The organism is Rubrivirga marina, assembly GCF_002283365.1.
Lineage (GTDB): Bacteria > Bacteroidota > Rhodothermia > Rhodothermales > Rubricoccaceae > Rubrivirga > Rubrivirga marina.
Map to the genome: position 1 here is coordinate 1386473 of NZ_MQWD01000001.1, position 24635 is coordinate 1411107.

Here is a 24635-nt window from a genome sequence, read left to right on the forward strand (position 1 = left end):
GGTCAGCTCCCGCGCTCGAGCTCGTCGAAGAACTCGCCGTCCTGGCTCCGCGTGAGCGTGGCCACGCCGCCACGGCCCGGGGCGACGGTCACGGCGAACCGCTCCGTCTCCGGCTCGAGCGTCCGGTCGTACGGCGCGCCGCCGCAGACCTGGCCCCATGACCGGCCGCTCTGCCGGTGGAGCACGAGGTCGCCGTTCTCGACGGCGTACGTCCCGCGCTCGTCGACGTGGACGGTCGAGGTGCAGCCGTACGTGGTCTGGTTCATCACGCGCGTCTGGCGGTAGGTCCCGTCGGCGCCGAGGTCGAGCGTCGTGCCGATCCCGTTGGTGGGCGCGGAGGCGCCCGTGTCGCGGTCGCGGTACTGCGTGGCCGTGACCGAGCCGCCGACCCAGTGGCCGGCGATCTCGGCCCGCGTGGCGGCGGGCGCCGACGGTCCGCGGCTCGGGCCGCTGGCGACGGGCCCGCGCGTCGGCGGGGGCGGCGTGACGACGGGCGCGTGGCCCGCCTCGATCTCCAGCCGGTACGCGCCGGTCTCGCCGGCCGCGTACGACGTCACGGCGACGGTGTACGTCCCGGTCTCGGCCGCCGTCGTGACGATCCGCGCGTGCATCGTCGAGCCGAGGTAGTCGTCGTTCTCCTCCTGCGCACCCGACGGCGCCCGGAGGATGAGGTACGGGTCGAAGTCGGACGATGTGAGGTCGGCCTCGAAGGGCTGGCCGGCGCGGAGCTCGACCCTGTACGAGTCGACCCACTCGCCGCCGTCGAGACGGTCGTCGCCGGCCTGCAAGGAACCGGGGTGGAGGGTTTGCGCGCCGGCCGATCCGGCGAGGAGGAGGCCGATCGCGGCCAGATGTCGCGTGGTCATGGGGGCGAGAGTTAGTGGCCCGCGAGGGTCGGGGCGGATGGGTGTGTGCCGAGGTGGCGGTCGAGCCAATTGAGGCGGTCGGCCTCGGCCTGCTCGTGGAGGGCGTGGCCGGCGTCGTACCAGCGGACCTCCGCGCCGTCGGGGAGACGGGCGGTGAGGTCGGCCGCGCGCGCGGCCGAGACGAGCCGGTCCTGGTGCCCCCACAGGAAGAGGAGGCGGCCCTCCGCCTGACCGACGTAGCAGGCCGGCTCGACGGCGCTCATCGCTTGGACCCACGCGTTCCGCTCCTCGGCGGTCAGGTCGTCCGGAAACTCGGGCCCGGCGGCGGGCACCGACAGCGTCACCGAGGCGGACCGAGGCGTCGGGGTCGGCGACGGCGCGGAGAGCGTGGCGAGGAGACCGCGGGTCATCGCGGGACGGGGCCGAACACGACGAGGACTTCGGCCCGGCCCTGGAGCGGGCACGACTCCATCACCGTCCCGTCGGTGTAGACCGCGACCGAGTCGCCCTCGGCGACGGCGCCGATCGCGGCCGGCACGATCCGCCCCGACGGCTCCTGCCGCACGACGCGCGTCTCGGCGTCGGCCACGGCCTGGAAGGCGCAGGCCGCGCCGGTTTCGACGAGCACGCCCGACGCCGTCGCCGAGTGGCGGACCGAGGCGACCACGCCGGCCGCGGCCGGCGGGCCCTCCGGGACGCCCGGGAGCGTCGCGCTGGCGCAGACCGCCAGCGTGAGCGACAGGACGAACAGCACGAAGCTGGTGACGATGCGGACGAGGTCCATGGAGGTGGGGGCTGCCCGAGGGCGGCGGCCCCGGTGGAGGGTTAGTCGGTGACGGTGACCCGGAGGGCGCCCGCCTCGGTGCCGGCTCGGACGCGGACGACGTAGACGCCGGCCGGGAGCGTGTCCGTGGCCAGTACGACCCGCTGCGGGCCGGCCGAGCGCGTCCCGTCGGTGAGCGTCGCCACGCGGCGGCCGAGCGCGTCGTAGGCCTCGACCGCGACGTCGCCGGCGGCCTCGAGGGCGAACCCGACCTCGATCGGGCCGCCACGGCGGACGGGGTTGGCCGAGCGGAGCGCGAGGTCGAGCGCGCCGCCGTGCGGGCCGCCCTCACCCGCTGTCGTGCCGCCGGACAAGACGGTGTAGCTGGCGTAGTCGACCACGCCCTCGCCGTCGAGCGTGATCATGGCCCCGGCGCCGGAGGTCGAGATGAACTCGATCGTGTAGAGCGAGTCGGTCATCACGATGGGCTCCTGGCCCTCGGCCTCGATCGTGCTCGTGGAGACCGTCTTGGTCCGCACCTTGAGGACGGACAGCTGCCCGGCCGGCGTCACGAGCGTGCCCCAGCCCTCGACCGTCGACGTCTCGGTGGCGTCGGCCGTGATCCCCTCGAAGGCGGGGATGAACTCGAGGGAGTAGGCCTCCGACCATGTGGCACCCGACGTCAGCGGGAGCGGGAAGCCACGCTCGTACGGGTCGAACCGAAGGCCGAGCGTCTCGCCGGTGTCCTCGTCGGTCCCGACCACGCCGATCACGTCAAAGCCGTCCCCGATGCGAAAGTAGCTGTAGGCCGCGTCGCCTTCAGGGACGTCGAATTCGATGACGTGCGTGGCTTCCTGGAACTCGGGGATCTCAGACCCCGGGACGGTCCCGGTCGCGGGCCTGAACGTCGAGACTTCGCCGGGCGTCCAGGTGAAGGCCGTGAGGTCCCACGTCTGGTTCGGGCCCGAGCGGTCGGCGAGGGCCTGGAGGGCGGACGGGGGGCTGGCGAGTTCGAACGAGGAGGCCGTACCGCTGGATTGGAGGTAGGCCTCGATGTCGGCGCGGGTGATCGTGATCTGGGCCGAGGTCACCGGAGCGACGAGGAGCGCCACGAGGGCGGCGCAGAAGGCGTAGAAACGGGACATGGGGAGCGCCATGGGGGGCGCGGGAGGGTGCCGGAGGCGGAGACTCCGCCCCCGGCGAGGAGGGGTGCGCTAGGGCTAGCGCGCGAGCGTCACGGTCCGAGTGAGGGCGAGACCCTCACCCGTGACGCGGACGACGTACAGGCCGGCCGGGAGGCCGGCGCCGTCGAAGGCAACCGGGACCGGCTGGCCGGCCGCGGCGACGCCCTCGAACAGGACGGCCACCCGGCGGCCCGTCACGTCGAAGGCCTCGACCAATACTCGTTCCGAGACGGAGGCGGTGAAGGCGAGCGCGGTCCGCCCGGCGAAGGGGTTGGCGCCCGTCACGTCGAGCCGGCCTCCGCGGCCGGTCGGGTCGCCCTCGCCAGCCGTGTTCATCTCCGTCACCGTGATCTGGACGCCCGTCGCCGAGCACGCCACGGCCACGTTGTACGGCGCCGGCGTCACGCCGTCGGGCTCGGTCACGACCACGTCCTCCGGCCCGTAGCAGCCCGTCATCGGGTAGGTCGTGGCGTGCGTGAGGATCGGGTAGGTCGCGCCGGCGACCGCCTCGGACCCGACGCGGACGAGGAGCTGGCCGTCGATGGACACGCTCCCGCGCGAGGACGCGATCTGGTCGAAGCTGTCGGGGCCCGCGAGGTCGATGTCGAGCACGTGCGTGTCCGACATCGGGACCGGGCCCTCGATCGGGAAGACGCCGACCGTGCCGGCCCCGAACGGCTGCGTCCGCCCGCCGAACGAGGCCGTCGGGCCGCTGGCGAGGTCGAGCAGCTTGGCGCCGATGATGGTGCCGGACGCGTTGTTCTCGAACCGGGCCGGCGAGATGACCCGGAACCCCGCGCCGTCCACCCGGAGCGTCCCGTCGTTGAAGAAGTGGACGTTCCCGTTCGTCCCGACCGACTCGACGGACCACGTCCCGCGGTTGAGGACGTAGGGGTCCCCGGTGGTCGAGCCGGCGCGGGCGATCGAGTGCGACCCGGCCGAGTTGTCGATGAACGTCCCCTCGTTGACGAGGACGCCATCGTCGCCGAACTGGAGCGTCCCGTTGGACCACGTCGAGGCCCCACGGAGGTAGAGGGTCCGGCGGATGGTCTTCGACGTCGCGCCCGTGAACTCGGCGGTCCCGAGGACGATCGTCGAGCCCTCGCCGGCCATCGTCCCGGTCTCCCAGACGAGCGACTCGGACACGGTGACGGTGCCGTCGCCGTCGAGGGTGCCGCCGGTCATGGTGAACGAGCGGACGGTGACGGACCCCGTACCGCCGACGCCGGCGGAGAAAGTGACGGTGCCGGCCGCGATGACGACGTCGTCGGTGGGGCCGGGGACGGCGTTGCAGCTCCAGGCGGAGGGCGTCTGCCAGGCGGCCGCGCCGCCGTTCCAGGTGCAGGTGGCGGCCGAGGCGGGTACGCTCAGGAGGAGCGCGAGGAGGAAGGCCCCGAGCGGGGCGGCGTAGCGAGCGGTCATCGGAGGGAGAGCGGTTGGAGTCGGTGTCGGCCAGCGGGGCTGGCGGTGAGCGTCGACAACGTCCCCCGTTTCAACCTCCGGCCGCATGGGTCATCCTGCCCATTCGCCCCGACGGCAGGATGGGTGAGATGGCCCATGCGGAGGGCGGGCTCGCCGGCGGACGTTGCGGTCGTCCTCCCGACATCCGGCCTCCGCCTCCCTCCCGATGACTCCCATCCGCCTCCTCGCCGCGCTCCTCGTCGCGGGCTTCGCCGCCGGCCCCTCTGCGCAGGCCAGTCTCGACGCCTCGACCGTCACGCTCCCGGCCACCGACGGCGCTCGCGTCCTCCGCGCGCTCGCGCTCGACGCCAGCCCGGTCGACCTCGACGGGCGGCTCACCGAGGCGGCGTGGGCCGCGGCCGAGGTGGCCTCGGGCTTCGTCCAGCGCGCGCCGAACCCCGGCGCCCCGGCGACGGAGCCGACCGAGGCCCGCGTCCTCTACGACGGCGCGTTCGTCTACGTCGGCATGCGGATGCACGACTCGCAGCCGGCCGCCATCGCCGCCCGCCTCGGCCGGCGCGACACCGACGTCCCGAGCGACTGGGCCATGGTCCAGCTCGGGTCGTACGGCGACGGCCGGACCGCCTTCGCGTTCGCCGTCAACCCGGCCGGCGTCCGCGTCGACCTCCTCCTCTACGACGACGTCCAGGAAGACTTCTCGTGGGACGCGGTCTGGGACGCCGCCACGAGCCGCGACGAGAGCGGGTGGACGGCCGAGTTCCGAATCCCGCTCTCCCAGCTCCGCTACGCGCCCGCCGAGGGCGAGCAGGCGTGGGGCCTCCAGTTCCGCCGCGACCTCCTCCGCAACGGCGAGGCAAGCTTCTGGTCCCCGTCGCTGCCCGAGGACGACGGGCAGGTCAGCCGGTTCGGCACGCTCGAGGGGCTCCGCGGGCTCCGATCCCCGCGCGCGCTCGAACTCCAACCGTACGTCGCCAGCGCGCTCACGCGGGCGCCCGGCGACCCGGCCGACCCGTTCTACCGCGCCAACGACCTCGCGCCGCGCGTCGGGCTCGACGCGCGCTACGGCGTTACCGGCGACCTCACGCTGGCGGCGACCGTCAACCCGGACTTCGGGCAGGTCGAGGCCGACCCGGCCGAGGTCAACCTCGGCGCGTTCGAGCTCTTCCTCCAGGAGCGCCGGCCGTTCTTCGTCGAGGGCGCCGACGCGTTCGCCTTCGGCCGGACGCGGGCCATGTTCCGCATGAGCCGGCCGACGTACCTCTACACGCGCCGGATCGGCGGGGCGCCGTCGCGTACCCGGTTCGTCCCGGCCGAGGCCCACGACCTCGCGGGTGACGGGGCCGTCTACACCGACGCCCCGCTCCAGACGACGGTCCTCGGCGCGGCCAAGCTGTCGGGCCGCGTCGGGCGGTTCTCGGTCGGGGTGCTCGACGCGGTCACGGCGCCGGCGTGGGGCCGCTACCGGGCGTTCGACGCGACGGGCACCGAGGTGGCCGCGGGCGACGCGCTCGTCCAGCCGGCCGCCAACTACGCCGTCGCCAGCGCCCGCGGACGGTTCGGGAAGACGGTCCTCGGCGCGCTCGTCACCGACGTTCGCCACGCCACGGGCGAGGGGGCACTCGCCGCGCTCCTCCCGTCCGGCGCGACGCTGGCGGGCCTCGACGCCGAGCACCGCCTGAGCGCCGACTGGGTCCTCAGCGGCGCGGTCGCGGCGAGTCATGTCGTGGGCAGCGCCGAGGCCATCGCCGGGCTCCAGCGGGCCTACCCGCGCCTCTACCAGCGCCCCGACGCGGGCCACCTCGGCCTCGACGTGGGGCGGACGGCGCTCTCGGGCCTGACGGGTGAGGCCGCCCTCACGAAGTCGGGCGGTCGGCACTGGCAGGGCTCGCTCGTCGGCGCGTTCACGACCCCGGGGTTCGACGCGAACGGCCTCGGCTACCAGAGCCGCGCCGACCACGCCTACGTCGGCGGCATCGTGGCCTACAGCCAGAACGAGCCGCAAGGCCTCCTCCGGAGCTGGAACGCGAACCTCTACGGCGGCTCGGCCTGGAACTTCGACGGCGACCGGATCTCGATGTTCGGCGGCGCCGGCGCCGGGGGGCAGTTCCACAACTTCTGGCATTGGGGCGTGGGCGTGCAGGGGTACGCCCGGGCCGTCAACGACCGGCTCACGCGCGGCGGCCCGGTCGCCACGTGGCCGATCGACGGGTCCGTCCAGGCCTCGGTCGGGACCGACTCGCGGCGGGCCGTCTCCGTGAGCGCCGGCGCGCTCGTGGGCCTGAACGAACTGGGCGGCGGGTCGAAAGGGGCCGAGATCGGGATCGAGGTCCGGCCGCGGACCAACCTCGCGCTCTCGTTCTCGCCCGGCGGCTCGATCGACGCGTCGCCCCGCCAGTTCGTCACGGCGGTCGACGACGAGACGGCGACGGCCACGTTCGGCCGGCGCTACGTGTTCGCCCGCCTCGACCAGACGACGGCCTACCTCACGGCTCGGGCCGACTGGACGTTCACGCCGGACCTCACACTCCAGCTCGTCGTCCGGCCCTACCTCTCGGCCGGCCGGTTCTCGCGCTACGCCGACCTCGGCGCGCCCGGCGCGCTCCGGCTCCCCGAGTACGGCGTCGACCTCGGCTCGATCGAGACGCACGCCGACGGGTCGGTGACGATCGCTCCGGGCGGGGGGGCGGAGCCAATCGCTCTCGGCGCGCCCGACTTCGCGGTCCGTTCGCTGCAGGGGAATGCCGTGCTCCGGTGGGAGTACCGGCCGGGCTCGACGGTCTTCGTCGTCTGGCAGCAGCAGCGCGACGGGTTCGACCCCGACGGCGCCTTCGGCGGGCGCGACGTCGGCCGGCTGTTCACCGACCCGGTTCGCAACGTCGTCCTCGTCAAGCTGAGCTACTGGCTCGGCTAAGCCTCCTGGTCATGCGCTGCCTCCTCGTCCTCCTCCTTCTTTCCCTAAGCGCCCGCGCCCAGGGCCTCGACGTCGAGCGCGTCCGCGCCGTCCCGCCCGAGCGGACGCTCGCCGACGGCCGCCTCCGCGTCGTCAACCTCTACCGCGCGCAGGCCCTCGCGCTCGCCGAGGCAGGCCTCGTGGGACCGGACTCGACGGTCGAGCGGCTCGTCCGCGACGCCCACCGGCCGTACGCCGACTTCTGGGCCGGCTACCTCGGCGACGAGGACGCCTTCCGCGAGTGGAGCCGCGACGCGCTCCTCGATCCGGAGACGTCGTTCGCCGACAGGGTCGGCGCGTTCCTCGACGCCGACCTCGACGGCGCGTTCGAGCACGGGGCCGCCTGGGTCGAGGCCACGACCGGCCACGCCCCGGAGGGCACGTGGGTCCTCGCCTACGGCCCCGGCTGGACCGACATGGGCGGCCTCGGCGGGATCGGTATGGTGGCCGACCTCTCCAAGCTGTCCGTCGAGCCCGAGTGGCTGCCGCACCTCGTCGCCCACGAGCTGGTCCACCAGGTCCACGGCCCGGCCCTCGACCGAGCCGGCGACCTGGACCGGGGGACCGTCCTCCACCGCATCGTCGCCGAGGGGCTGGGCACGTACGCGGCGTATGTCCACGCGGCCGGCACGGCGACGCCGGCGCGGGCCGTCGGCTACACCGACGCCGAGTGGCGGTGGGCGCTCGCCCACGAGCCGCACCTCGCCGTCGTCGTCTCTCGCGTCCTCGACTCGACCGATCGGGACTACATCGACGCGGTTGCGGACCGGGGCGCCCGGATTCTCGACGGCGCGCCCGGCGCCGCCGGCTACGTCCTCGGCTTCCGGATCGTCCAGGCCTACGAGGCCGCGCACGGCCCGGGCTCCTGGGTCGAGATGATCGACCTCCCCGTCCGCGAGGCGCTCCGGCGCAGCGGCTACGCCTACCTCCATCCTTGACCCCGCGGGCTCCGGCCCGTTCCGACTATGACTCGCACGCTCCTTGCCGCGCTGGCGATCCTCCTCGCCGGCTGCGCGAGCACCGTCCCCTTCCGCCCCGTCGCGTCGCCCCCGCAGGACGTGGTCGTGGCCCGCTTTCTCCTCGACGTCGACGGGCTCGAGGCCGACTTCCCCGACCAGGGCGGAGGGCTCATCCCGGTCGCGTCGCGCGTGATCCAGACGGGCCGCGACGTCGCCGAGGCGGGCCGGACCGCCCTCTCGCCCGAGGGCTCGGCCGTCAAGGCCGCCCAGGACTCCACGTTCGCCGCCCTCGCCGACGGGATGGGATGGCAGGCCGGCCTCCGGCTCCTCCCGCTCGAGACGCTCCGCGGCGAGGTCCCGTACCTCGTCGGCGCGCCGCTGGGGACGGCCGAGGACGTCGCCGGCCGCCTCGCGATGGAGATCGAGGCGTATGTCGAGGTTCCGGACGCGGGCCAGGCGTCGTGGTCGATCCTCGGCACGGGCCGCGCCCGCGAGACGGGCCACCCGGAGATGACCGTCTCGGTCCGGATGCTCGACGCGGCCGGCGCCGTCGTCTGGCGCGACCGCGTCCGGGTCCGGTCGCGCGAGCGCGTGACGCTCGACGAGCGGTGGCTGCTGGCGATCCGCACGGACCGCGAGGTCTCGGACGCGTCGACGCTGCCGGCGATGATGCGCGAGGCCGTCGACCGGCTCGTGGCGCGGAGCCCGGCGCGCGGGTAGGTCCGCCTCGGGCGGCGAATGGGCCGAATGCCCCATGACGTGGAGGCCGGCGTGGGGGACGTTGCGTGCGTCCTCCGCGCCCGACCATGCCCCGCTCGCTCGTCCTCCTCGCCGCTCTCCTCGCATCCAGCGCCGCCGCCCAGCCGCTCGCCGACTCGCTCGCCCAGCGCGGCATCGAGGCGTACGAGTCCGGGGCCTACGCCGAGAGCGCGCGGCTCTTCGCCGACGCGCTCGACGCGGGCGCCCGCGACGGGACGCTCGCCTACTACGCCGCCTGCGCTGCCGCTCTCGCCGGCGACGCCGACGCGGCGTTCCGCTTCCTGGCCCTCGCCCCCGACCTCGGCTTCCTCGACGCCGACCTCGTCCGGCGCGACTCGGACCTCGCGAGCCTCCATGACGACCCCCGCTGGCCCGTCGCCGTCGCCCGCGTCGAGCGCGCGTCCGCTACCTCCCGGCTGCTCTGGGCGAGCCCCACGTTCCGCACGCCCTACGCCGACACCCTCGCGGTCGACGAACGCGTCGCCGGGCTCTCGCGACTATGGGCCGAGGTCAAGTTCAACTTCGCCAACTTCGACCTCGTCCCGGGCCGGCTCGACTGGGACTCGCTCTACGTCGCCACGCTCCCGCGCGTCCGGGCGGCCGGGTCGACGCTCGAGTACTACCGCGTGCTCCAGTCGGTCGTCGCACGGCTCCACGACGGGCACGTCAACGTCTGGCTGCCGCCCGCGCTCGCCGACCGGGCCTCCGCCCAGCCCGGTCTCACGACGCGGCTGGTCGAGGGCCGCGTGTTCATCACGGACGTGTGGGATCCGGCGCTCGCGGCGCTCGGCCTGCGGCCCGGGCAGGAGATCGTGGAGATCGACGGTGAGCCTGTCCACGACTACGCGGCCCGCGTCGTGCGGCCAGTGGTCAGCTCCCCGAAGCCGCTCGCGAGCGACGTCTGGACCTACGAATACTCCCTCCTGTCCGGCGACGCCGCCACGCCCGTCGCGCTCACGGTGGACGGTGCCGACGGCAGCCGCCAGCGGGTCTCCGTGCCTCGGCTCCCGGTCGAGCAGGCGCGGGTGGTGGTGCCGACGCCGGAGCCGTTCGGGCTCGACTGGCTGCCCGGCCGCGTCGCGCACGTCCGCCTGACGACGTTCGGCGGGCCGGAGGCGGCCGACCGGTTCCTCGAGCGGTTCCCCGAGATCGCCGAGGCGGCCGGAGTCGTCCTCGACGTCCGCGAGAACGGGGGCGGAGATGGGGCCGTCGGCTACCGCGTGCTCTGCGCGCTCACCGGCGCCGAGCGGCTGGTGACGGCCGCGTGGCGGACCCGGCTGTACCGGCCGGTCTACCGCGCGTGGGGCCGCGGCGAGGCCTCCGACGGCGACCCGGCCCCGACGTACGGCTGCGACGATGCGCTCGACTACGACGGCCCCGTGGCCCTGCTCGTCGGCCCGCGGACGGGCTCGGCGGCCGAGGACCTCGCCGTCGCTTTCGACCTGCTGGACCGCGGCCCGATCGTCGGCGAGCCGACGGCCGGCAGCACGGGCCAGCCGCTCCTGTTCGCGCTCCCCGGCGGCGGCAGCGCCCGCGTCACGACGCGCCGCGACCTCTACCCGGACGGCCGCGAGTTCGTCGGCCTCGGCGTCCAGCCCGACGTGCCCGCGGCCCCGACGGTCGCCGGCCTCCGCGCCGGCCGCGACGACGCGCTGCAGGCCGCCGCCGCCGCGCTCAGCCTGGGTGACTGACTGCTCCCGCCGCCCGTTCCGTTTCCTCTGCCCCGTTGTTCACGTCCACCGACCTCTCTCGCCTGGAGTCCGCCAGCCGCACGCTGCTCTCGCCGCTCGCCGCGCCCGACGTCGACGCGTGGCGGAGCGAGGCCATCGCGTCGGCCTCGGCCCTGCTCGGGGCGGACTGCGGCCTGTTCATGCTGTCGTCGGCGCCGCGCGTCCACGTCAGTGACACGACCGACGCGGCGTTCCTCGCGGTCTACGACCAGCACGTGGCCGAGGTCACGGCGCGCGGGCCGCGGCTGAGCGACGCCGTCATGCAGCGGTGGCTCGACGAGCGGCGGCGCGTCGGGCAAGAGGTCGTCACGAACGCCCTCGCCGACGACCTGCTCGCGCCGTACGGCCTCGCGCTCCGCGACTCGTCGCTCTACAACGAGGGGATGGCGCCCGGCGGCTGGGCGGACCAGCGGACGCTCTACGTCGGGTTCGGCGGGGGCGAGGCCATGCTCCAGCTCGGCTACGCCCGCGCCGACCGGGCGCCCGACCCCGACGCGTCGGTCGCGTTCCTCCGCATTCTGCTGCCGTCGCTGAAGGCCGGCCTCGACGCGCTCGGGCGGCTCGGCGCGCACCGGGCCGCGCTCGACGCCGTCGGCTCCCCGCTCGCCCTGTTCGACGCCGACGCCCGGCAGGTCCACCGGACCGCGGCGCTGAGCGGCCTTCTCGCCGCTGAGCCCGACCGCGATCGGCTCGCCATCGAGCTCCGCGCGTTCGCCGCCACGCTCCGACCGCTGGCGGCCCCGCGCCGCCACGACATCGGGCTGAGCCCGACAGGACCGGTCCGGGAGGTCCGGACGGCCGGCGCGACGTACCGCCTCCGCGGGACCATCCTCCCGGCCGACGCCGCCGAGGCGCCCCTCCTCGTCACCGTCGAGCGCGTAGGCGCCGTCGCGCTCCCCTCGCCCGAGGAGGTCCGCCAGCGGACGGGGCTGACGTTGCGCGAGGCCGAGGTGGCGCTCCTGCTCGCCGAAGGGCTGACGAACGTGCAGGTCGCCGACCGCCTGTTCATCGCCCCGAAGACCGCGCGGCGGCATACGGAGAACGTTCTCGGCAAGCTGGAGGTCGCCACCCGCGCGGCGGTCGCCTCGGCCCTGCTCCGGGCGGCCTAGGGGACGATCTCGACGGCCGTCTCCACGAGGCGGACCGGGAGCCCGGTCCGGAGCGTGTTCTGGACCTCGGCCACGGCGTCGGTCCGTTCGAGGAGGCGAACGACCTCCGCCTCGGCCGCGCCGGCGGCCGAGACGCGGGCCCGGTACCGGACGTCGCGCGCCGGCTCGCCGACGCCGCCGAACGTGCCTTCGACCTCAACCTCCACGCCGCGGACGTCGATGCCGAGCGCGGCGGCCTCGCGGTAGACGTCGTTGCAGTAGCAGGTGGCGAGGGCGAGGAACAGGAGCTCGCCGCCGTTCGCGCTCGACCCGAGCCCGCCCGGTTTCGGTGGGATCGTGAGGGCGTGCTCGGCGTCGTTGGTGCGGAGCGTCACCTCGTGGCGCCCCTCCCGGTTGCGGACGTGCGCCTGGACGGTCATGGCAGAGAGGGGGCCTGGGCGCGCTCGCGGGCGATGGCCTCGCAGCGGGCTTTCATGCCCTCGTTTTCCTGGACGAGGGCCCGATGCATCACCGGGCGGAGGAACGGCCCGAGCAGAACGGCGAGGACGCCGGAGGCCTCCACGCCGAGGTGGTTCGTCGTGCCATTGCCCGACAGGGACACGCGGTGCGAGCCGGTCATCCGGAGGCCCGGCCGGCGGGTCTCCCACGCGAACCGCTCGCCGTCGACGAACTCGGTGACGGTCCAGACGGCCTCGGGCTGAGCCGGCTGCTTGATCCGGGCCTGGCTGCCGAGTCGAAGCGGGCCGTCGTCCACCCGGGTGACGGACGTGATGGTCGGGGTGAGCTCGGGCCACCGTTCGACGTCTTCGGTGACGGCCCACACCACGTCGGGCGGGGCGGCGATGCGGAGGGCGTGCTCGACGCGCATACGGGTTAGAGGACGGCGAGAGGGTGGGACACGACGTGGTCGGCGACGACGAGCCGGCAGCGGTAGAGGCCAGAGGGGAGGCCCTCCGCGGACAGAGGGACGGGGTGGACGCCCGCGGGGTAGGGGCCCTCCGCCAGCCGGGCGGCCTCGGCCCCGTCGGTGCCGACCAGGGACAGTACGACGTGGCTGGCCACTGGGAGCGTGACGGTCAGCTCGGCGGGCGTGCTCGCCAGAAAAGGGGGCACGCCGTCGAGGCTCGGCACGGGCGCCGAGGCGGGTGGGGACGTCGCGGGCCGGCGCCAGAGGCCGCCGTCGTCGAGGGCCGCCAGCCGCCACGCCGGGCCCGGCGCGAGCGCGTGGGGCGGAGCGGGGAGCCCGTCGCCATAGGGCCGCCACGGCCCGCCCTCGGCGGCCCGCCAGACGAGGTCGTGGGACGCGTCGAGGGCGTACAGGGCGTGGGCGTCGGCGCCGAGGAGGCCGACGGTCGCGGCGTCGCGCTCGGCCCACACGTCGCCGTCGAGCTGGAAGAGCCGGCCGTCGGCCTCGGCGAACAGGCGCGGCCCGCTGGCGGCGACCGCCAGGTGCCCGATCCGGAGCGGGAGCCCGGCGCCGGCGGCCTCCCAGGCCCGCCCCGCGTCGCGGCTCCGGCTCACGCCGAGCGCGTGGGCCACGAACAGGGCCGCCTCGGTGGAGGCGAAGCCCGAGACCCCCAGGCCGACGCCGCGGAACGGGAGCCCCCCGTTCGAGGCGATCCACGTCCGGCCGTCGTCTTCCGAGCGGAACACGCCGTGGCCGTCCGTCCCCGCCATGGCGACGCCGCCGGCCCGTGCGAACGAGACGACGGGGCCCTCGGGGAGCCCGTCGGTCGGGAGGGGCCGGCCGTCGGCGGCGATGCGGTCGAGGCCGTCGGGGCCGCCCAGGAGGAGCGCGCCGGGCACCGCGAGGAGCGCGACGGGCACCGGCCCCGGCGCGTCGGCCACGACCTCCCACGGCCCGCCGCCGTTGGGCGAGCGGAGCACGCGGCCGTCATCGAGCCCGGCGTAGGCCGTCCCGCCGTCGAGGGCGAGCGCGACGACGACGGCGGAGAGCGCGGTCGGGGTCCAGGGGGGGAGCATCGAGGCGGGCGACATGACACAAGGTGCCTCTGACGGGATCCGGCCACATGGGCGGATCGACCCATTCCGCTTAGGCCATCTCGAACACGCGGCCGGCGACCGCCGAGCGCGTCGCCACGCCGAGCTTGCCGAGGACGTTCTCCGTGTGTCGCCGGGCCGTCGCCGGCGCGATGAACAGGCGGTCGGCGACCTGCGCGTTCGTCAGCCCTTCGGCGAGCAGGAGCGCGACCTCGGCCTCGCGCAACGTCAGGCCCGTCCGCTGGCGGACCTCTTCGGCCGTGGGCGGGACCCGCACGATCGAGGCGTCGACGGTCACGAGGACGGCCGGGTCTGGCCCGAACAGGCCCGGTGGGAGGGCCGTCGAGCGCACGACGTACTGGCCGCGGGCGGTCGTGACGGTGACCTCTGACGGCGGCACGGCCCCGCGGACGGCGCGGGCGAGAGCCCGGCTCGCGCGCCCGAGGCGGGCCACCTCGCGGTCGACCGTGGCGCCCTCGGGGTCGGCGGCGAGGAGAGCAGCCAGCGCCGCGTTCCGGTGGAGCGCGCGGCCGTCGGCGTCGAACGCCGCGAGCGGCTCCGAGACGGCGTCGAGTGCGGCCCGGTGCGCGCCGAGCCGCCCGAGCGCGTCGAGGCCCGCACGGAACGACGGCATCAGCACCTGGAGCAGGCTGGCCGACCGCTCGCCGAACGGGAAGCCGCCGTACCGGCGGTGGAGCACCCACACCATCGCCTCGCCCACCGGCGTCTCCCCGATCATCCCCACGAAGTCGTTGAACCGCTGGCCCTGGAGCACGTCCGTGATGATGGGCGCGTCGTTGGGGTCGAGCCCACGGTCCCGGACCATCGCGATGTTGACGTCCCACGAGAACGTCTCCATGCGGGACTCGCGGCGCATCCGGTTCCACGCGTCGACGACGGGGTCGGAGAACCGGACGCCGTCCCACTGGATCTCCTGCGTGTAGTCGAGGACGCCGGTCGAGACCTCGGTCGCATCGTCGCTGAAGTAGGGGACGGCGGACGTCGGGAACTGGAGGACCACGCCGGTCCCGCCGACGAGGTCGCGGACGGCGCCGCCGGCCTCGGCCAGCCACGCCTCGGGCGAGGCCGCGGCGAGCGGGCTCATGAGCGCCCGGCTGGCGGTTTCGAGGCGGACGAGGTCGGCGGCGGTGAGCGTCGGACCCATAGCGGCGTGTCGCGAGGACGCAGCAGCGAAGGTGGCGACGATACGGCGCAGCGAGACCGATTCCACCGCCCGGCACGTCGGCCGCGATTCTTCACGGGTCCCCTCATCGCCGCGCCCCTGCTCCGAGGCGCGGCGGCGGCCCCTCACCGCACGAGGCGGACTGGCCGGGCCGACGGGTGGTCCCGGCGGCGAGGCGGACGAACCGAAGGGCGAACGTGGAGAGACCTCTCCATGGCGGGTCGAGGGGGGAGGGGGGCGCCGCTATGGTCGGCGCAGGAGGCAGCGGAGGGCCGGCGCCTGCGCCGGCACGTGGTCGCGCCCGACGACGGCGAACACGCGCTCGCCGGGAACCGCCTCGGCGAGGGCGCGGGCCATGTGGCGGTCGCGGAACGTGCTCGACGCCCGGTTGGCCTCGGCCATGAACTGGCCCCCGGTCTGGGTGTCGTCGGCGCCGGGGTCGAACCACGCGCCAGGGACGTCTCGCCAGTCGGCGGGGGAGCCGGGCACGTCGCTGAAGTGCCGGGCGTAGGCGGCCCGGAGGGCGTCGAGATCGGCGAGTGGAAGGCCGAGCGGGGCAGCCCGACGGAGCAACTCGGCGATGGGCTCGTCGAGCGCGGGGCCCGTCGTGTCCTTCCGGTCGCGAAGGCGGGCGGCCTCGCGGAGCACGAAGAACAGCGCGGCCGGCTCGGCCCCGACGGCCGCGGCCACGGCGCCGAACTCGGGCCCGGGGGCGGGCTCCAGCCGTCGCACCTCGACGCCGTCGCGCGCCGCCATCCACCGCACGAGCCCCGACTCACCCGTCTGGCGGATCGTCTCGTCGGCCGTCGCGGCGAGGGGGCGCTCGGGCCCCTCGTAGAACGCGACGGTCGGGCGGAACGCGGTCCACGCAGCTTCGATGGCGGCGACCTGCGGGTCTGCGGGGTCGTCGCTGTGCCGGGCGCCGACCATGTGGAGGACGCCCGCAGCGGTGCCGAGGTGGAGGGAGAAGGCGGAGTCGGGCGGTCGAGGCCCACCCGGAGCGGAGGGGGCGACGAACTCGAGGCACTCGGCCTCGGGCTGATCGCGGACCCAGGCGGCGGCGGTCTCGATCGCCTCGTCCGCCTCCGCTCCCGGGTCGTCCACAGCCACGACGTCAGGGAGTAGGCGGACGCCATAGGCGCGGCCGGTCCGGTCTGTCATCAGGTCGGTCGTGACGACGAGGACCGATCCGTCGGGGAGCGGGATCCCCTCGTTGGCTGAGGACACGCCGGCGGTGGCCGTGCCGAGCCGTCGGCTCCGCGGGCGGCCCTCGAACGCGAGAGCGACGGCCTCGGCCGAGGACCCCGTCGCGCTGTCGGCCAGCACGGCGACGGGCGCGAACGGGTCGGAGACCAGGTAGGCCCGCGACGTGCGGATCACCTCCGCCGTCGTGTCGGGCGTGACGGCGACCGCCGCCGAGCCCTCGATCCGCGTCCAGCTCCGGGCGCCGTCGGCGGCGACGCTCCCGCCCACGACGCCGTCGCCGAGGAGGGGCGCGAGCCCGGCCAGCATCGGCCAGACGTTCCCGCCGCCGTTCATCCGGACATCGACGATCCACCCAACCGGGCGGGCGGCGTCAACGCGGCGGATCGCGGCCACGAGGCTGTCCGCGTAGCGGACGGCGCCCTCGTCGCCGCCCATGAAGAACGGGACGCGAATGACCCCGACGGGGCCGCCTGAGCCCTCGACCACTCGGCCCTGGAGCCGACGGAGCCAGCCGGGCTCCGCGCTGGCGGCGTCGGCCGCGACCGCCTCGCTGTGCTCCGGCACGAGGAGGAAGCTGTGGCCGTCGCCGAGCGCCACCAGCGCCTGTCGGATCGCGCCGTGGACCTCGGCGGCGGACTAGGCGTCGGCGGTCTGCTCGTAGGCCCGTGCGCGGACGGCGGGCCAGTCCACGCGGGAGGCGTAGTAGCCGCGGGCCTCCATGGCGTCGAGCGCGGCGTCGAGCGTCGCCCGCCCGGGGGCGGCGGGCTGGGCAGACGCGGCGGTCCCGACGATCGCGGCGGCCAGCGAGAGGGTCCGAAGCAGGAGGCCGATCGGCATCGCGGAAAGGGTCAGGACAGCGCGGGCGCGACGACCCGGGGCCCCGGCGGTCGCGGCAACCGGAGGGCGAGGCGGATCCGGCTCGCGCCCGGCGCGGTGGGTCGGACGGTCCGGCCGCGCCGGCGGCGAGCGGTCACGCCGCCGGGCGGGCGGGCCGGGCGGTGGTTGTAGAGAGCGAAGTAGGCGCGCATGGCGAGGGGGCGGTCGATCGGTCGGGTTCTCGCCCTGCCGAGGCAGGGCACGGGCGTTCAGAGCGGTCGCCGCCAGCCGTTCGCTGGCGGCGACCGAGGCGGAGGGGGCCGTTACCGGCCGACCCGCGCCTCGGAGGGCATGACGACGGTGCCGGACTTGGCGTCGAACGAGCCGCGCAGGCGGACCGTCTCGTCCTCGTCGGCGATGTTCACGGCGGTGACGTCGAACGTGCCCACGACGCGGGCGGCGTCGGCGCGGGTGACTGTGATCGTGCCCGTCTCCGAGAAGTACATGTCGCCGGTGCCGTCGGTCTCGCCGAGGAGGAGCATGGCGCCGGCCGTCTCGCCGGCGATCGTGTAGGTCTTGGCCGTCACGCGGCCGTCCATCAGGAGGAAGGCGACGTCGTCCTCGTCCTCGTCGATGAGGGCGATGGCCGAGGTGGTCTCGCCGTCCTCGGAGTCGATGGCGAAGACAGCCTGGCCGCCGAGGGAGGCCTGGGCGGCCCCGGTGACCTGGGCCTGGAAGCTGCCGAGGTCGCCCTCATCGTCGGACGAGTCGCAGGCGGTGAGGGAGGTCGCGGCGAGCGCGGTGAGGAGGAGGGCCCGGAGGCGGAGCGAAAAACGGGGGGTCATGGCAGTGCGGGCACGCGCCCGCGAATGGCGGAAAGCCGGTGGTTGGAAGGCACCTCGCGCGGAGGCTCTGCCAGATTCCCGCTTTCCGCCACCAGCGCCATGGGTCGTTCAGCCCATTTGGACCTCCCGCCCACGGAGTCCAGAGAAGCCGGTAGGTCGAGCGGAACGCCCCCTCAGCGGGTCGACCTCGCGCAGGCGGGAAGGGCAGGCCGCGCCCGCATCGCTCCGGCGCTGCACGGTTCGGTGGCGTCGGCGTCTTCCGGTTTCCCGCTTGTCGGACCACGCGCGACCGTCGCCGAGTCCGCCCGCCTCGGCCCCGAGGCGGGGGCGGTCAGTCGTTCAGCCGGCGCATGGCGTCGCGGAAGAAGGCGCCCTGGACCGTCGGCTCGAAGTCCCAGCTCTGGATCATCTGCGGCGACCACTGCGGGTCGAAGACCCACGGTGCCCACGAGATGCCGCGCGCCTCGAAAAAGGCGACGATGGCCTCGCCGTACGTCTCGTCGGAGATGACCGGGATGTGCGCGCCCGGCCCGTCGGCGCTCATGAAGCCGAGCTCCGTCGCGAAGAGCGGGTACGTGTCGGCCACGAAGCCCCACGTCTCCTCCCACTTCGGCTCCCACGGCCGCTCGCGCTTCTGCGGGTACGGGTGCGTGACGTAGGCGATGCCCTCCGCCCGGACCGGGTCCTCGCGAACGCCCGAGAGGTCGTAGGACCAGTCGAGCCCGCCGACGAGCGGGATCGTGCCGGGGTCGCTGGCGCGGACGATGTCGATGAGGTCCTCCATCAGCTCGCGGTGCTCGTGCCACGAGAGCCGGCCGAGCGTGCCGTTGTAGCTCGTCGGCTCGTTGAACAGCTCGTAGAAGGCGACCGTCGGGTTCCCGGCGTAGCGCTGCGAGACCGTCCGCCAGAACCGGGCCGTCTCGCCCTTCGACGTCTCGTACATCGGGTGCTGGAACACCTCCGTCCGGAGGTTGCCGATCGAGTGCCAGTCGATCACGACGTAGAGCCCGGCGGCCCCGGCCCACTCGACCGCCTGGTCCAGCAACTCGAGGTAGCCCTCCTCGCCGCGCGCCCGCCACGCCCGCGGGTGGACCGGCAGGCGGACCACGTTGGCGCCCCAGTCGGCGACCTCCTCGAAGAGCGCCGGGCCCCACTGGCCGTCGCGCTCGACCTTGTCGGGGTCGGCGATCGAGACGCCGCGGAAGACGACGGTCTCGCCGGCCTCGTTCACGAACCGGTTGCCCTCGACGTGGACGGCGGGGAGCTGTGCCGCGGCCGGCAGGGCGGCGACGATCGTGGCGAGCAGGAGGAGGTGTCGAGTCATGGCGGGGGAGGAGGGAGTCGGCCCGCCTCGGGGCCGAGGCGGGGGAGTCAGTCGTTGAGGACCTGGTCGGCGGCGAGGGCGAGGAGCATGAAGTGCGTGGCCCCGCCGCCCATCACGTACTCGGCCTGCTGCCAGAGGTACGGGTAGTCCTTGAGCTCCGGGAAGTCGGGCCGGATGAGCGCCGTGCCGGAGGCCACGCCGCCCGGGATGTAAGCGTAGTCGGCCCGGTTGAGGCCGTAGCCGCGCTCCACCGACGTCGCGCCGACGCCGCTCGCGAACGACGCCGTGTTGCTCCCGGGGTGGACGCCCAAGATGAAGTTGAGCGCGTTCAGCAGGTACTCCGACGACACGCTCTCGGGGAACGCGCGGTGCAGGAAGTACTGCTGCACGCCGAACGCCTGGATGCCCCAGCCCGCGCCCCAGATGTAGGGCTCGTACGGGACGCCGTAGGGCGGCGCCGGCTGCGCCTCGACGGTCCCGGCCTGCGCCCCGGCCACGGCCTCGCGCACGGCCGCTTCGAAGCCCGCGTCGCCGACGGCGTCGAGCGTGCGGCCGAGCGCCCAGCCCGTCCGGCCGATGGCCTCGACGATCTCGGCCTCGTGGTCGAGGAGCCACTGGCGGTACGTGTCGTCGCCGGTCGTGAGGAGGAGCTCGACGGCGGCGGCGGTCTGCTCGGCGAGCGCGTCGCCGTGGTCCATCGCCCAGAGGGTCACGGCGGCCGCCTCCGCCTCGGCGGCGAGGTCGGGGGTGTGGGCGCGGAGGACGCGCCCGGCGATGGCGAGGGCGGCGATGCCCTTGAACTCATGGCCCGCGTGCTCCTCCGTAAAGACCCAGCGGTCGTCCGGCGGAAGGCCGCTGTCCGGTTCGAAGTCGACGTTGTCCGTGCTCCCGGCGAAGTCGCCGATCATCCGGTACTGCTCCAGCGTCGGGACGATGACGCCGCGGTAGAGCCGGCCCAGCGACCGGTAGCCGCCGACGATGTTGAGGGTCCCGTGCTCGACCTGCTGCAACAGATCCGGCACGCCGTCGGGCCGGTGGATCCTGGCGAGCCGCGCGCTCTGGTCGATCTGGGTGTTGTCGTAGTCGCGGAGCGCGTCGAACGCCTCGTAGGACGCCGCGAGGACCCAGACCTCGTCGGCCTGCGACTCGATGCGGAGGTCGTCGTCGCCCGCGTCGTGCCAGCCGCCGACGTCGAGGTTCGGGACGCGCTGGCCGGGCTCGACGTCCGTCAGCAGGTCCGGACCCTGGACGTAGCCGTCGAAGTGGTTCGTGTCGGCCGGCGCCATGCGGGCGTCGTCGAGGTGGCAGACGCCGTGCCAGAGGCGATAGGGGTCCTCGACGCGCATGTGGCACATCTGGACCGGCAGGAAGTAGTCGACCGTCGGCTGCCAGACGTCGCGGGCGTAGACGTCGCGCGCGATCTCGAAGGCGTGCGAGCGCCGGCCGCGGTACTCGACGGCGTAGAGGCCCGGCACCGTCACATCGGAAAAATCGAACAGGCGGTACTGGTAGCGGAGGAAGTCGCCGCCCCACGCCTCGGGCACAGCCTCCCGCACGACCTCGGTGGCGTCGGCGCCGAGGCGGAGGAGGCGGGCCGGCGTCCGCTCGGCGTCGCGCCGGTCGTGCTCGATGACGACGACCTTCCGCTGCGCCGGGTGGTACCCGACCTGCGACACCTGGACGACGGGTTCGTACACCCAGCCCTCGACCGCGTGTGGGCGGATCGTCCACTCGATGGCGCCCGTGGTCGCGCCGGCCGGGACCGTCTCGCGGACGACGAACCAGCCGTTGTTGTGCTGGTTGCGACCGTCGAGGAGCACCAGCTCGCCCGTCGCGCTCTCGATCTGCAGGCGGAGCGTCTCGCTCTCGGGCGCGACCGTCAGGCGCCGGCCGGTCGCGAACGGGACGGCCTGCGCCACGCCCTCGGCGTCGACGCGCATGGGCCCGTTGGGCTGGCGGGGGAACTGGCCGCGCGCGTCGCCGAGCAGCCACCCCTTCCCGAACAGATCGACGGGGTACAACTCCAGGTTGAACCCGACCTCGCCGACGTACTCGGCCGGGAGCGCCTCGTCGAGGTCGACCGTCACCACGACGGCGTCGCCCTCGGCGCGGGCGCGGACGGCGTAGCTCATCTCGAGGTCCGGGTACAGGATCGGGTTGAAGCCCGTCCGGTTTTTGCCGGGGTCCGGGTACGAGAGGCGCGTGACGATCTCGCCGTCGACCACCTCGCGGGCGTCCTGCTTGGGGACGGGGTCCCACTGGCCCGGCGTCGCGTTGAGGCGGAGGTCGCCGTTGGCGGCGAGCCGGATCCCGTGCTGGACGACGGTGACGCCGCCCTGGTGACCGTCCGGGTAGAAGTCCTGGAAGGCCATGACGCTCACGCCCTCGCGCTGGAAGTACCCGGCGTCGGTCAGCGCGAACGTGCGCTGGGCAGAGGCCGGCGCTGCCCAGAGGCCGACCGAGGCGGCCAGGGTGGCGAGGGAGGTCAGGAATCGGCGGGGCACGGCAGTTCGGGTTGGAAGCGCTTGCGGCTGAAGGTATTCTCTTTCGTCCACTCAATTGACGAAACCGCTCATGGACCGCCGTGCCTTCCTCGGATCCGCCTCGGCCGCGGCCGCCAGCCTCACCGTCGCCGGCTGCGCGACCTCCGCCGCGCCCGCGTCCGCCGCGGCGCCCGAGGCGGGGGGAGCCCGCGCGGCGCTCGCGCCGACCGCCGCGCGCTCCACCGACGGCGAGGTCGTCGTCAGCCGGCCCGGCGACCTCCCGGGCACGCGGACGCAGCCGCGCATCCCGCGCTGGCGCGGGTTCAACCTCACGGAGCTGACCGGCGGCGACCGCGACCGGTCATTCCGCGAGGACGACTTCGCCTGGATCGCCGAGCTCGGCTTCGACTTCGTCCGCATCCCGATGTCGTACTGGGCGTGGTCGTCCCCCGACGACTGGATGACGATCGACGAGGACGGGCTGGCGAAGGTCGACGAGGCCGTCGAGTACGGCGAGAAGCACGGGCTCCACGTCAACCTCAACCTCCACCGGATCCCCGGCTACTGCGTCAACCAGCGCGAGCTGGAGCCGCACCTCCTGTTCGACAGCCCGCGCGAAGAAATGGAGCTCGCGATGGAGGCCGCTCTCCACCACTGGCGGACGCTCGCGGAGCGCTACAGGCACACCTCGAACCAGGCCGTCTCGTACGACCTGTTCAACGAGCCGCCGTGGACGTACCAGGACCAGAGCCGCTACGTCGAGGTGGCCCACCGGCTCGTCGGTGCGATCCGCGACGTCGACCCCGACCGGCTCATCGTGGCCGACGGCGCCGACATCGGGCAGACGCCGGTGCCCGGGGTGGTCGGCCTCGGGCTCGTGCAGAGCACCCGCGGCTACCTGCCGAAGATGGTCAGCCACTACACGGCGACGTGGGTGCCCAAGAACGAGTTCGAGAGCTTCGACACGCCCGTCTGGCCCATGCGCGCCGACGACGGCCGGATGTGGGACAAAGAGGTCTTGCGGGCGGAGCTCGTCGACAAGTGGGTCCCGCTCGTGAACCAGGGCGTGCCGGTCCACGTCGGCGAGTGGGGCTGCTACAACCAGACGCCGCACGCGGCCTGCCTCGCCTGGATGGAGGACGTCACGAGCCTGTGGCGCGAGATGGGCTGGGGCTGGGCGATGTGGAATTTCCGCGGCTCGTTCGGCATCCTCGACAGCGGCCGCGAGGACGTCGAGTACGAGGACTTCCGCGGCCACAAGCTGGACCGGAAGATGGCCGACCTCCTCCTCGCCAGCTGATCCGCCCGACCGTCCCCACCACCCCGTTCGATCCCATGCGCTGCTTCCTGCTCCTCATCGTCCTCGCGGGCGCCGTCCACGCCCAGACCGTCGTCGAGGCGGAGGGGGGCGAGCTCGTCGGCGCGGCCGCGGTCGCCACCAGCCGGGCGGGCTACTCCGGGACCGGCTACGTCACCGGCCTCGGCGCCGACGGCGACAGCCTCCGTCTCGTCATCGACGGCACCGGCGAGTTCGTCCAGCTTCGGCTGGCGGTCGCCGGGAGCGGACGGTTCGCGACCTTCGAGGTCCGCCTCGACGGCGACGTGATCGCGGGCGGCAACACGACCGTCGGGTCCAGCTTCCGCGAGCTCGCGGTCGACGAGCGGCGGCTGAGTGCCGGCCCACACGTCGTCACGATCCACGGCTCGGTCGACGTGGACTACCTGGTGCTGGAGCCGGTCTCGTACGAGGGGCCCGCCGCGCCGCCGCCGGTCCTGTCGGATCCCGACGCGACGGACTCGGCGAGGGCGCTGTTCGCGTTCCTCCTCGACATCTACGGCGAGCACGTCCTCGCGGGGCAGCAGGACGGCTACCAGAACGGCGCGCCCTCGACGCGCGAGATCGACTACGTCGAGTCGGTGACGGGGACGGTGCCGGCGGTCGGGGCGTTCGACCTCATCAACTACTCGCCCTCGCGCCGCGCGCGCGGGACGAACCCGACGGGCTGGGCCGAGCACTGGATCGAGTGGGCCGGCGACCACGGGATCGTCACGCTGATGTGGCACTGGAACGCGCCGACGGACCTGCTCGACACGAGCGACCAGCCGTGGTGGCGCGGCTTCTACACCGAGGCCACGACGTTCGACGTGGAGGCCGCGCTCGCCCAGGGGCCCGGCGGCGAGGACTACGAGCTGCTCCTCCGCGACATCGACGCGATCGCCGTCGAGCTCCAGAAGTTCGAGGACGCCGACGTGCCGGTCCTCTGGCGCCCGCTCCACGAGGCGTACGGGCGTTGGTTCTGGTGGGGAGCCAAGGGCCCGGGGCCGTACGTCGCGCTGTGGCGGCTGATGTACGAGCGGCTCGTCGAGTACCACGGCCTCCACAACCTGATCTGGGTCCACACTCACCGGCCCTCGGACGGCGACCAGGCCGCGTGGTACCCCGGCGACGCCTACGTCGACGTCGTGGGCGTCGACGAGTACGTCGAGGACCCCGACGCCGTGTTCCGGAGCGACTGGGAGCTGCTGCAGGAGCAGTTCGGCGCCAACAAGCTGGTCGCGCTGACGGAGACCGGGACGCTCCCCGACATGACACGCTCGGTCGACTTCGGCATGACGTGGAGCTGGTTCGCGGTGTGGGAGGGTAGCTTCATCCGCGACCTTGACACAGACCGCCTCGTCGACGTGTACACGAGCGAGGTCGTCCTCACGCGCGACGAACTGCCCGACTGGCGCAGCTACACCCTCGCCACCGCCGAGGCGGACGGACCCGAGGCGCCGACCGACCACGCCACGATCACGCCCAACCCGAGCGCTGGGCCCGTCACGCTCCGCCTCGACCTCGGCGCCGCGGCGGACGTGGTCGTCGAGACGTTCGACGCGCTCGGCCGGCGCGTGGGGCGCCAGTCGCTGGGGACGATGCCGGCCGGGTCGCTCGCCGTCGCGTTGGCCGCGCCCGCCGTCCCCGGCCCCTACTTCGTCCGCGTGACGGCCGGCGACCGCGTGGTGCGGGGCCGGTTCGTCGTCGCCCGCTGATC

Annotated in this window: 22 protein-coding genes; 7 read left to right on the top strand and 15 right to left on the bottom strand. The window is 74.2% G+C overall.

Annotation, left to right across the window (positions count from 1 at the left end):
* Window positions 1–2: 2 nt before the first annotated feature.
* The 5 genes from BSZ37_RS05705 to BSZ37_RS05725 all read right to left on the bottom strand — a co-directional run bounded on the left by BSZ37_RS05705 (window position 3) and on the right by BSZ37_RS05725 (window position 4235).
* Window positions 3–866 carry a PPC domain-containing protein gene (locus BSZ37_RS05705; RefSeq protein WP_095509618.1) on the bottom strand — a complete coding sequence of 288 codons (864 nt, stop codon included), beginning with the start codon at window positions 864–866 and terminating at the stop codon, window positions 3–5.
* Between the two features lie 11 nt (window positions 867–877).
* Window positions 878–1276, bottom strand: coding sequence for an alpha/beta hydrolase (locus tag BSZ37_RS05710; RefSeq protein WP_095509619.1), 399 nt, complete (start codon window positions 1274–1276; stop codon window positions 878–880).
* Window positions 1273–1650 carry a hypothetical protein gene (locus BSZ37_RS05715; RefSeq protein ID WP_095509620.1) on the bottom strand — a complete coding sequence of 126 codons (378 nt, stop codon included), beginning with the start codon at window positions 1648–1650 and terminating at the stop codon, window positions 1273–1275. The genes BSZ37_RS05710 and BSZ37_RS05715 overlap by 4 nt, the downstream gene beginning before the upstream one ends.
* Before the next feature lie 41 nt (window positions 1651–1691).
* Window positions 1692–2774 carry a hypothetical protein gene (locus BSZ37_RS05720; protein ID WP_143537569.1) on the bottom strand — a complete coding sequence of 361 codons (1083 nt, stop codon included), beginning with the start codon at window positions 2772–2774 and terminating at the stop codon, window positions 1692–1694.
* 75 nt (window positions 2775–2849) lie between these two features.
* Window positions 2850–4235 (bottom strand): T9SS type A sorting domain-containing protein, encoded by a 1386-nt coding sequence (locus BSZ37_RS05725; RefSeq protein ID WP_095509622.1) that lies wholly within the window; start codon window positions 4233–4235, stop codon window positions 2850–2852.
* A 205-nt stretch (window positions 4236–4440) separates the two neighbouring features.
* Between BSZ37_RS05725 and BSZ37_RS05730 the strand changes: the two genes are divergently transcribed.
* The 5 genes from BSZ37_RS05730 (at window position 4441) to BSZ37_RS22355 (ending at window position 11742) form a co-directional block, all read left to right on the top strand.
* Window positions 4441–7146, top strand: a complete 2706-nt coding sequence (locus tag BSZ37_RS05730) for a DUF5916 domain-containing protein (protein WP_095509623.1) — start codon at window positions 4441–4443, stop codon at window positions 7144–7146.
* A gap of 11 nt (window positions 7147–7157) precedes the next feature.
* Window positions 7158–8123: a DUF2268 domain-containing putative Zn-dependent protease gene (locus tag BSZ37_RS05735; RefSeq protein ID WP_095509624.1), complete on the top strand. Its 966-nt coding sequence runs from the start codon at window positions 7158–7160 to the stop codon at window positions 8121–8123.
* 27 nt (window positions 8124–8150) lie between these two features.
* Complete coding sequence (locus BSZ37_RS05740; protein WP_095509625.1) at window positions 8151–8864, top strand: hypothetical protein; 714 nt, start codon at window positions 8151–8153, stop codon at window positions 8862–8864.
* An 86-nt stretch (window positions 8865–8950) separates the two neighbouring features.
* Entirely contained in the window at window positions 8951–10594 is a 1644-nt protein-coding gene (locus BSZ37_RS05745; RefSeq protein WP_095509626.1) for a S41 family peptidase, read from the top strand.
* 35 nt (window positions 10595–10629) lie between these two features.
* A complete protein-coding gene (locus BSZ37_RS22355; RefSeq protein WP_218830415.1) occupies window positions 10630–11742 on the top strand; it encodes a helix-turn-helix transcriptional regulator in 1113 nt (370 codons plus the stop codon).
* Here BSZ37_RS22355 and BSZ37_RS05755 read toward each other — a convergent pair.
* From BSZ37_RS05755 to BSZ37_RS05800, 10 genes are all read right to left on the bottom strand, one after another.
* Entirely contained in the window at window positions 11739–12161 is a 423-nt protein-coding gene (locus BSZ37_RS05755; RefSeq protein WP_095509627.1) for an OsmC family protein, read from the bottom strand. The two genes, BSZ37_RS22355 and BSZ37_RS05755, sit on opposite strands and share 4 nt — an antisense overlap.
* On the bottom strand, window positions 12158–12610 hold the full coding sequence (locus tag BSZ37_RS05760; protein ID WP_095509628.1) for an SRPBCC family protein: 453 nt from the start codon (window positions 12608–12610) through the stop codon (window positions 12158–12160). The genes BSZ37_RS05755 and BSZ37_RS05760 overlap by 4 nt, the downstream gene beginning before the upstream one ends.
* A 5-nt stretch (window positions 12611–12615) precedes the next feature.
* Window positions 12616–13725, bottom strand: a complete 1110-nt coding sequence (locus BSZ37_RS05765; protein WP_143537570.1) for a WD40/YVTN/BNR-like repeat-containing protein — start codon at window positions 13723–13725, stop codon at window positions 12616–12618.
* A 70-nt stretch (window positions 13726–13795) separates the two neighbouring features.
* Complete coding sequence (locus BSZ37_RS05770; RefSeq protein ID WP_095509630.1) at window positions 13796–14908, bottom strand: helix-turn-helix transcriptional regulator; 1113 nt, start codon at window positions 14906–14908, stop codon at window positions 13796–13798.
* A gap of 261 nt (window positions 14909–15169) precedes the next feature.
* Window positions 15170–16729, bottom strand: coding sequence for a S41 family peptidase (locus BSZ37_RS05775; RefSeq protein ID WP_095509631.1), 1560 nt, complete (start codon window positions 16727–16729; stop codon window positions 15170–15172).
* Window positions 16730–16768: 39 nt separating this feature from the next.
* Window positions 16769–16969, bottom strand: a complete 201-nt coding sequence (locus BSZ37_RS05780; RefSeq protein ID WP_095509632.1) for a hypothetical protein — start codon at window positions 16967–16969, stop codon at window positions 16769–16771.
* 11 nt (window positions 16970–16980) lie between these two features.
* Window positions 16981–17160: a hypothetical protein gene (locus BSZ37_RS05785; protein ID WP_095509633.1), complete on the bottom strand. Its 180-nt coding sequence runs from the start codon at window positions 17158–17160 to the stop codon at window positions 16981–16983.
* Window positions 17161–17271: 111 nt separating this feature from the next.
* Window positions 17272–17793, bottom strand: coding sequence for a hypothetical protein (locus BSZ37_RS05790; protein ID WP_095509634.1), 522 nt, complete (start codon window positions 17791–17793; stop codon window positions 17272–17274).
* 331 nt (window positions 17794–18124) lie between these two features.
* Window positions 18125–19117, bottom strand: coding sequence for a glycoside hydrolase family 5 protein (locus BSZ37_RS05795; protein WP_095509635.1), 993 nt, complete (start codon window positions 19115–19117; stop codon window positions 18125–18127).
* A gap of 47 nt (window positions 19118–19164) precedes the next feature.
* The gene (locus tag BSZ37_RS05800; RefSeq protein ID WP_218830416.1) at window positions 19165–21621 is read right to left on the bottom strand and encodes a glycoside hydrolase family 9 protein; all 2457 of its coding nucleotides are present in this window, start codon (window positions 21619–21621) and stop codon (window positions 19165–19167) included.
* A 70-nt stretch (window positions 21622–21691) separates the two neighbouring features.
* Between BSZ37_RS05800 and BSZ37_RS05805 the strand changes: the two genes are divergently transcribed.
* On the top strand, window positions 21692–22900 hold the full coding sequence (locus BSZ37_RS05805; protein ID WP_095509636.1) for a glycoside hydrolase family 5 protein: 1209 nt from the start codon (window positions 21692–21694) through the stop codon (window positions 22898–22900).
* 35 nt (window positions 22901–22935) lie between these two features.
* On the top strand, window positions 22936–24633 hold the full coding sequence (locus tag BSZ37_RS05810; protein WP_095509637.1) for a glycosyl hydrolase: 1698 nt from the start codon (window positions 22936–22938) through the stop codon (window positions 24631–24633).
* Window positions 24634–24635 lie beyond the last annotated feature (2 nt).

Coding starts and splice junctions, on each gene's coding strand:
- BSZ37_RS05765 (WP_143537570.1), bottom strand. CDS start 13,725: ATGCTCCCCCCCTGGACCCCGACCGCGCTCTCCGCCGTCGTCGTCGCG.
- BSZ37_RS05745 (WP_095509626.1), top strand. CDS start 8,951: ATGCCCCGCTCGCTCGTCCTCCTCGCCGCTCTCCTCGCATCCAGCGCC.
- BSZ37_RS05730 (WP_095509623.1), top strand. CDS start 4,441: ATGACTCCCATCCGCCTCCTCGCCGCGCTCCTCGTCGCGGGCTTCGCC.
- BSZ37_RS05805 (WP_095509636.1), top strand. CDS start 21,692: ATGGACCGCCGTGCCTTCCTCGGATCCGCCTCGGCCGCGGCCGCCAGC.
- BSZ37_RS05785 (WP_095509633.1), bottom strand. CDS start 17,160: ATGCGCGCCTACTTCGCTCTCTACAACCACCGCCCGGCCCGCCCGCCC.
- BSZ37_RS05710 (WP_095509619.1), bottom strand. CDS start 1,276: ATGACCCGCGGTCTCCTCGCCACGCTCTCCGCGCCGTCGCCGACCCCG.
- BSZ37_RS05795 (WP_095509635.1), bottom strand. CDS start 19,117: ATGACTCGACACCTCCTCCTGCTCGCCACGATCGTCGCCGCCCTGCCG.
- BSZ37_RS05740 (WP_095509625.1), top strand. CDS start 8,151: ATGACTCGCACGCTCCTTGCCGCGCTGGCGATCCTCCTCGCCGGCTGC.
- BSZ37_RS05760 (WP_095509628.1), bottom strand. CDS start 12,610: ATGCGCGTCGAGCACGCCCTCCGCATCGCCGCCCCGCCCGACGTGGTG.
- BSZ37_RS05715 (WP_095509620.1), bottom strand. CDS start 1,650: ATGGACCTCGTCCGCATCGTCACCAGCTTCGTGCTGTTCGTCCTGTCG.
- BSZ37_RS05810 (WP_095509637.1), top strand. CDS start 22,936: ATGCGCTGCTTCCTGCTCCTCATCGTCCTCGCGGGCGCCGTCCACGCC.
- BSZ37_RS05725 (WP_095509622.1), bottom strand. CDS start 4,235: ATGACCGCTCGCTACGCCGCCCCGCTCGGGGCCTTCCTCCTCGCGCTC.
- BSZ37_RS05705 (WP_095509618.1), bottom strand. CDS start 866: ATGACCACGCGACATCTGGCCGCGATCGGCCTCCTCCTCGCCGGATCG.
- BSZ37_RS05780 (WP_095509632.1), bottom strand. CDS start 16,969: ATGCCGATCGGCCTCCTGCTTCGGACCCTCTCGCTGGCCGCCGCGATC.
- BSZ37_RS05790 (WP_095509634.1), bottom strand. CDS start 17,793: ATGACCCCCCGTTTTTCGCTCCGCCTCCGGGCCCTCCTCCTCACCGCG.
- BSZ37_RS05770 (WP_095509630.1), bottom strand. CDS start 14,908: ATGGGTCCGACGCTCACCGCCGCCGACCTCGTCCGCCTCGAAACCGCC.
- BSZ37_RS05720 (WP_143537569.1), bottom strand. CDS start 2,774: ATGTCCCGTTTCTACGCCTTCTGCGCCGCCCTCGTGGCGCTCCTCGTC.
- BSZ37_RS05755 (WP_095509627.1), bottom strand. CDS start 12,161: ATGACCGTCCAGGCGCACGTCCGCAACCGGGAGGGGCGCCACGAGGTG.
- BSZ37_RS05735 (WP_095509624.1), top strand. CDS start 7,158: ATGCGCTGCCTCCTCGTCCTCCTCCTTCTTTCCCTAAGCGCCCGCGCC.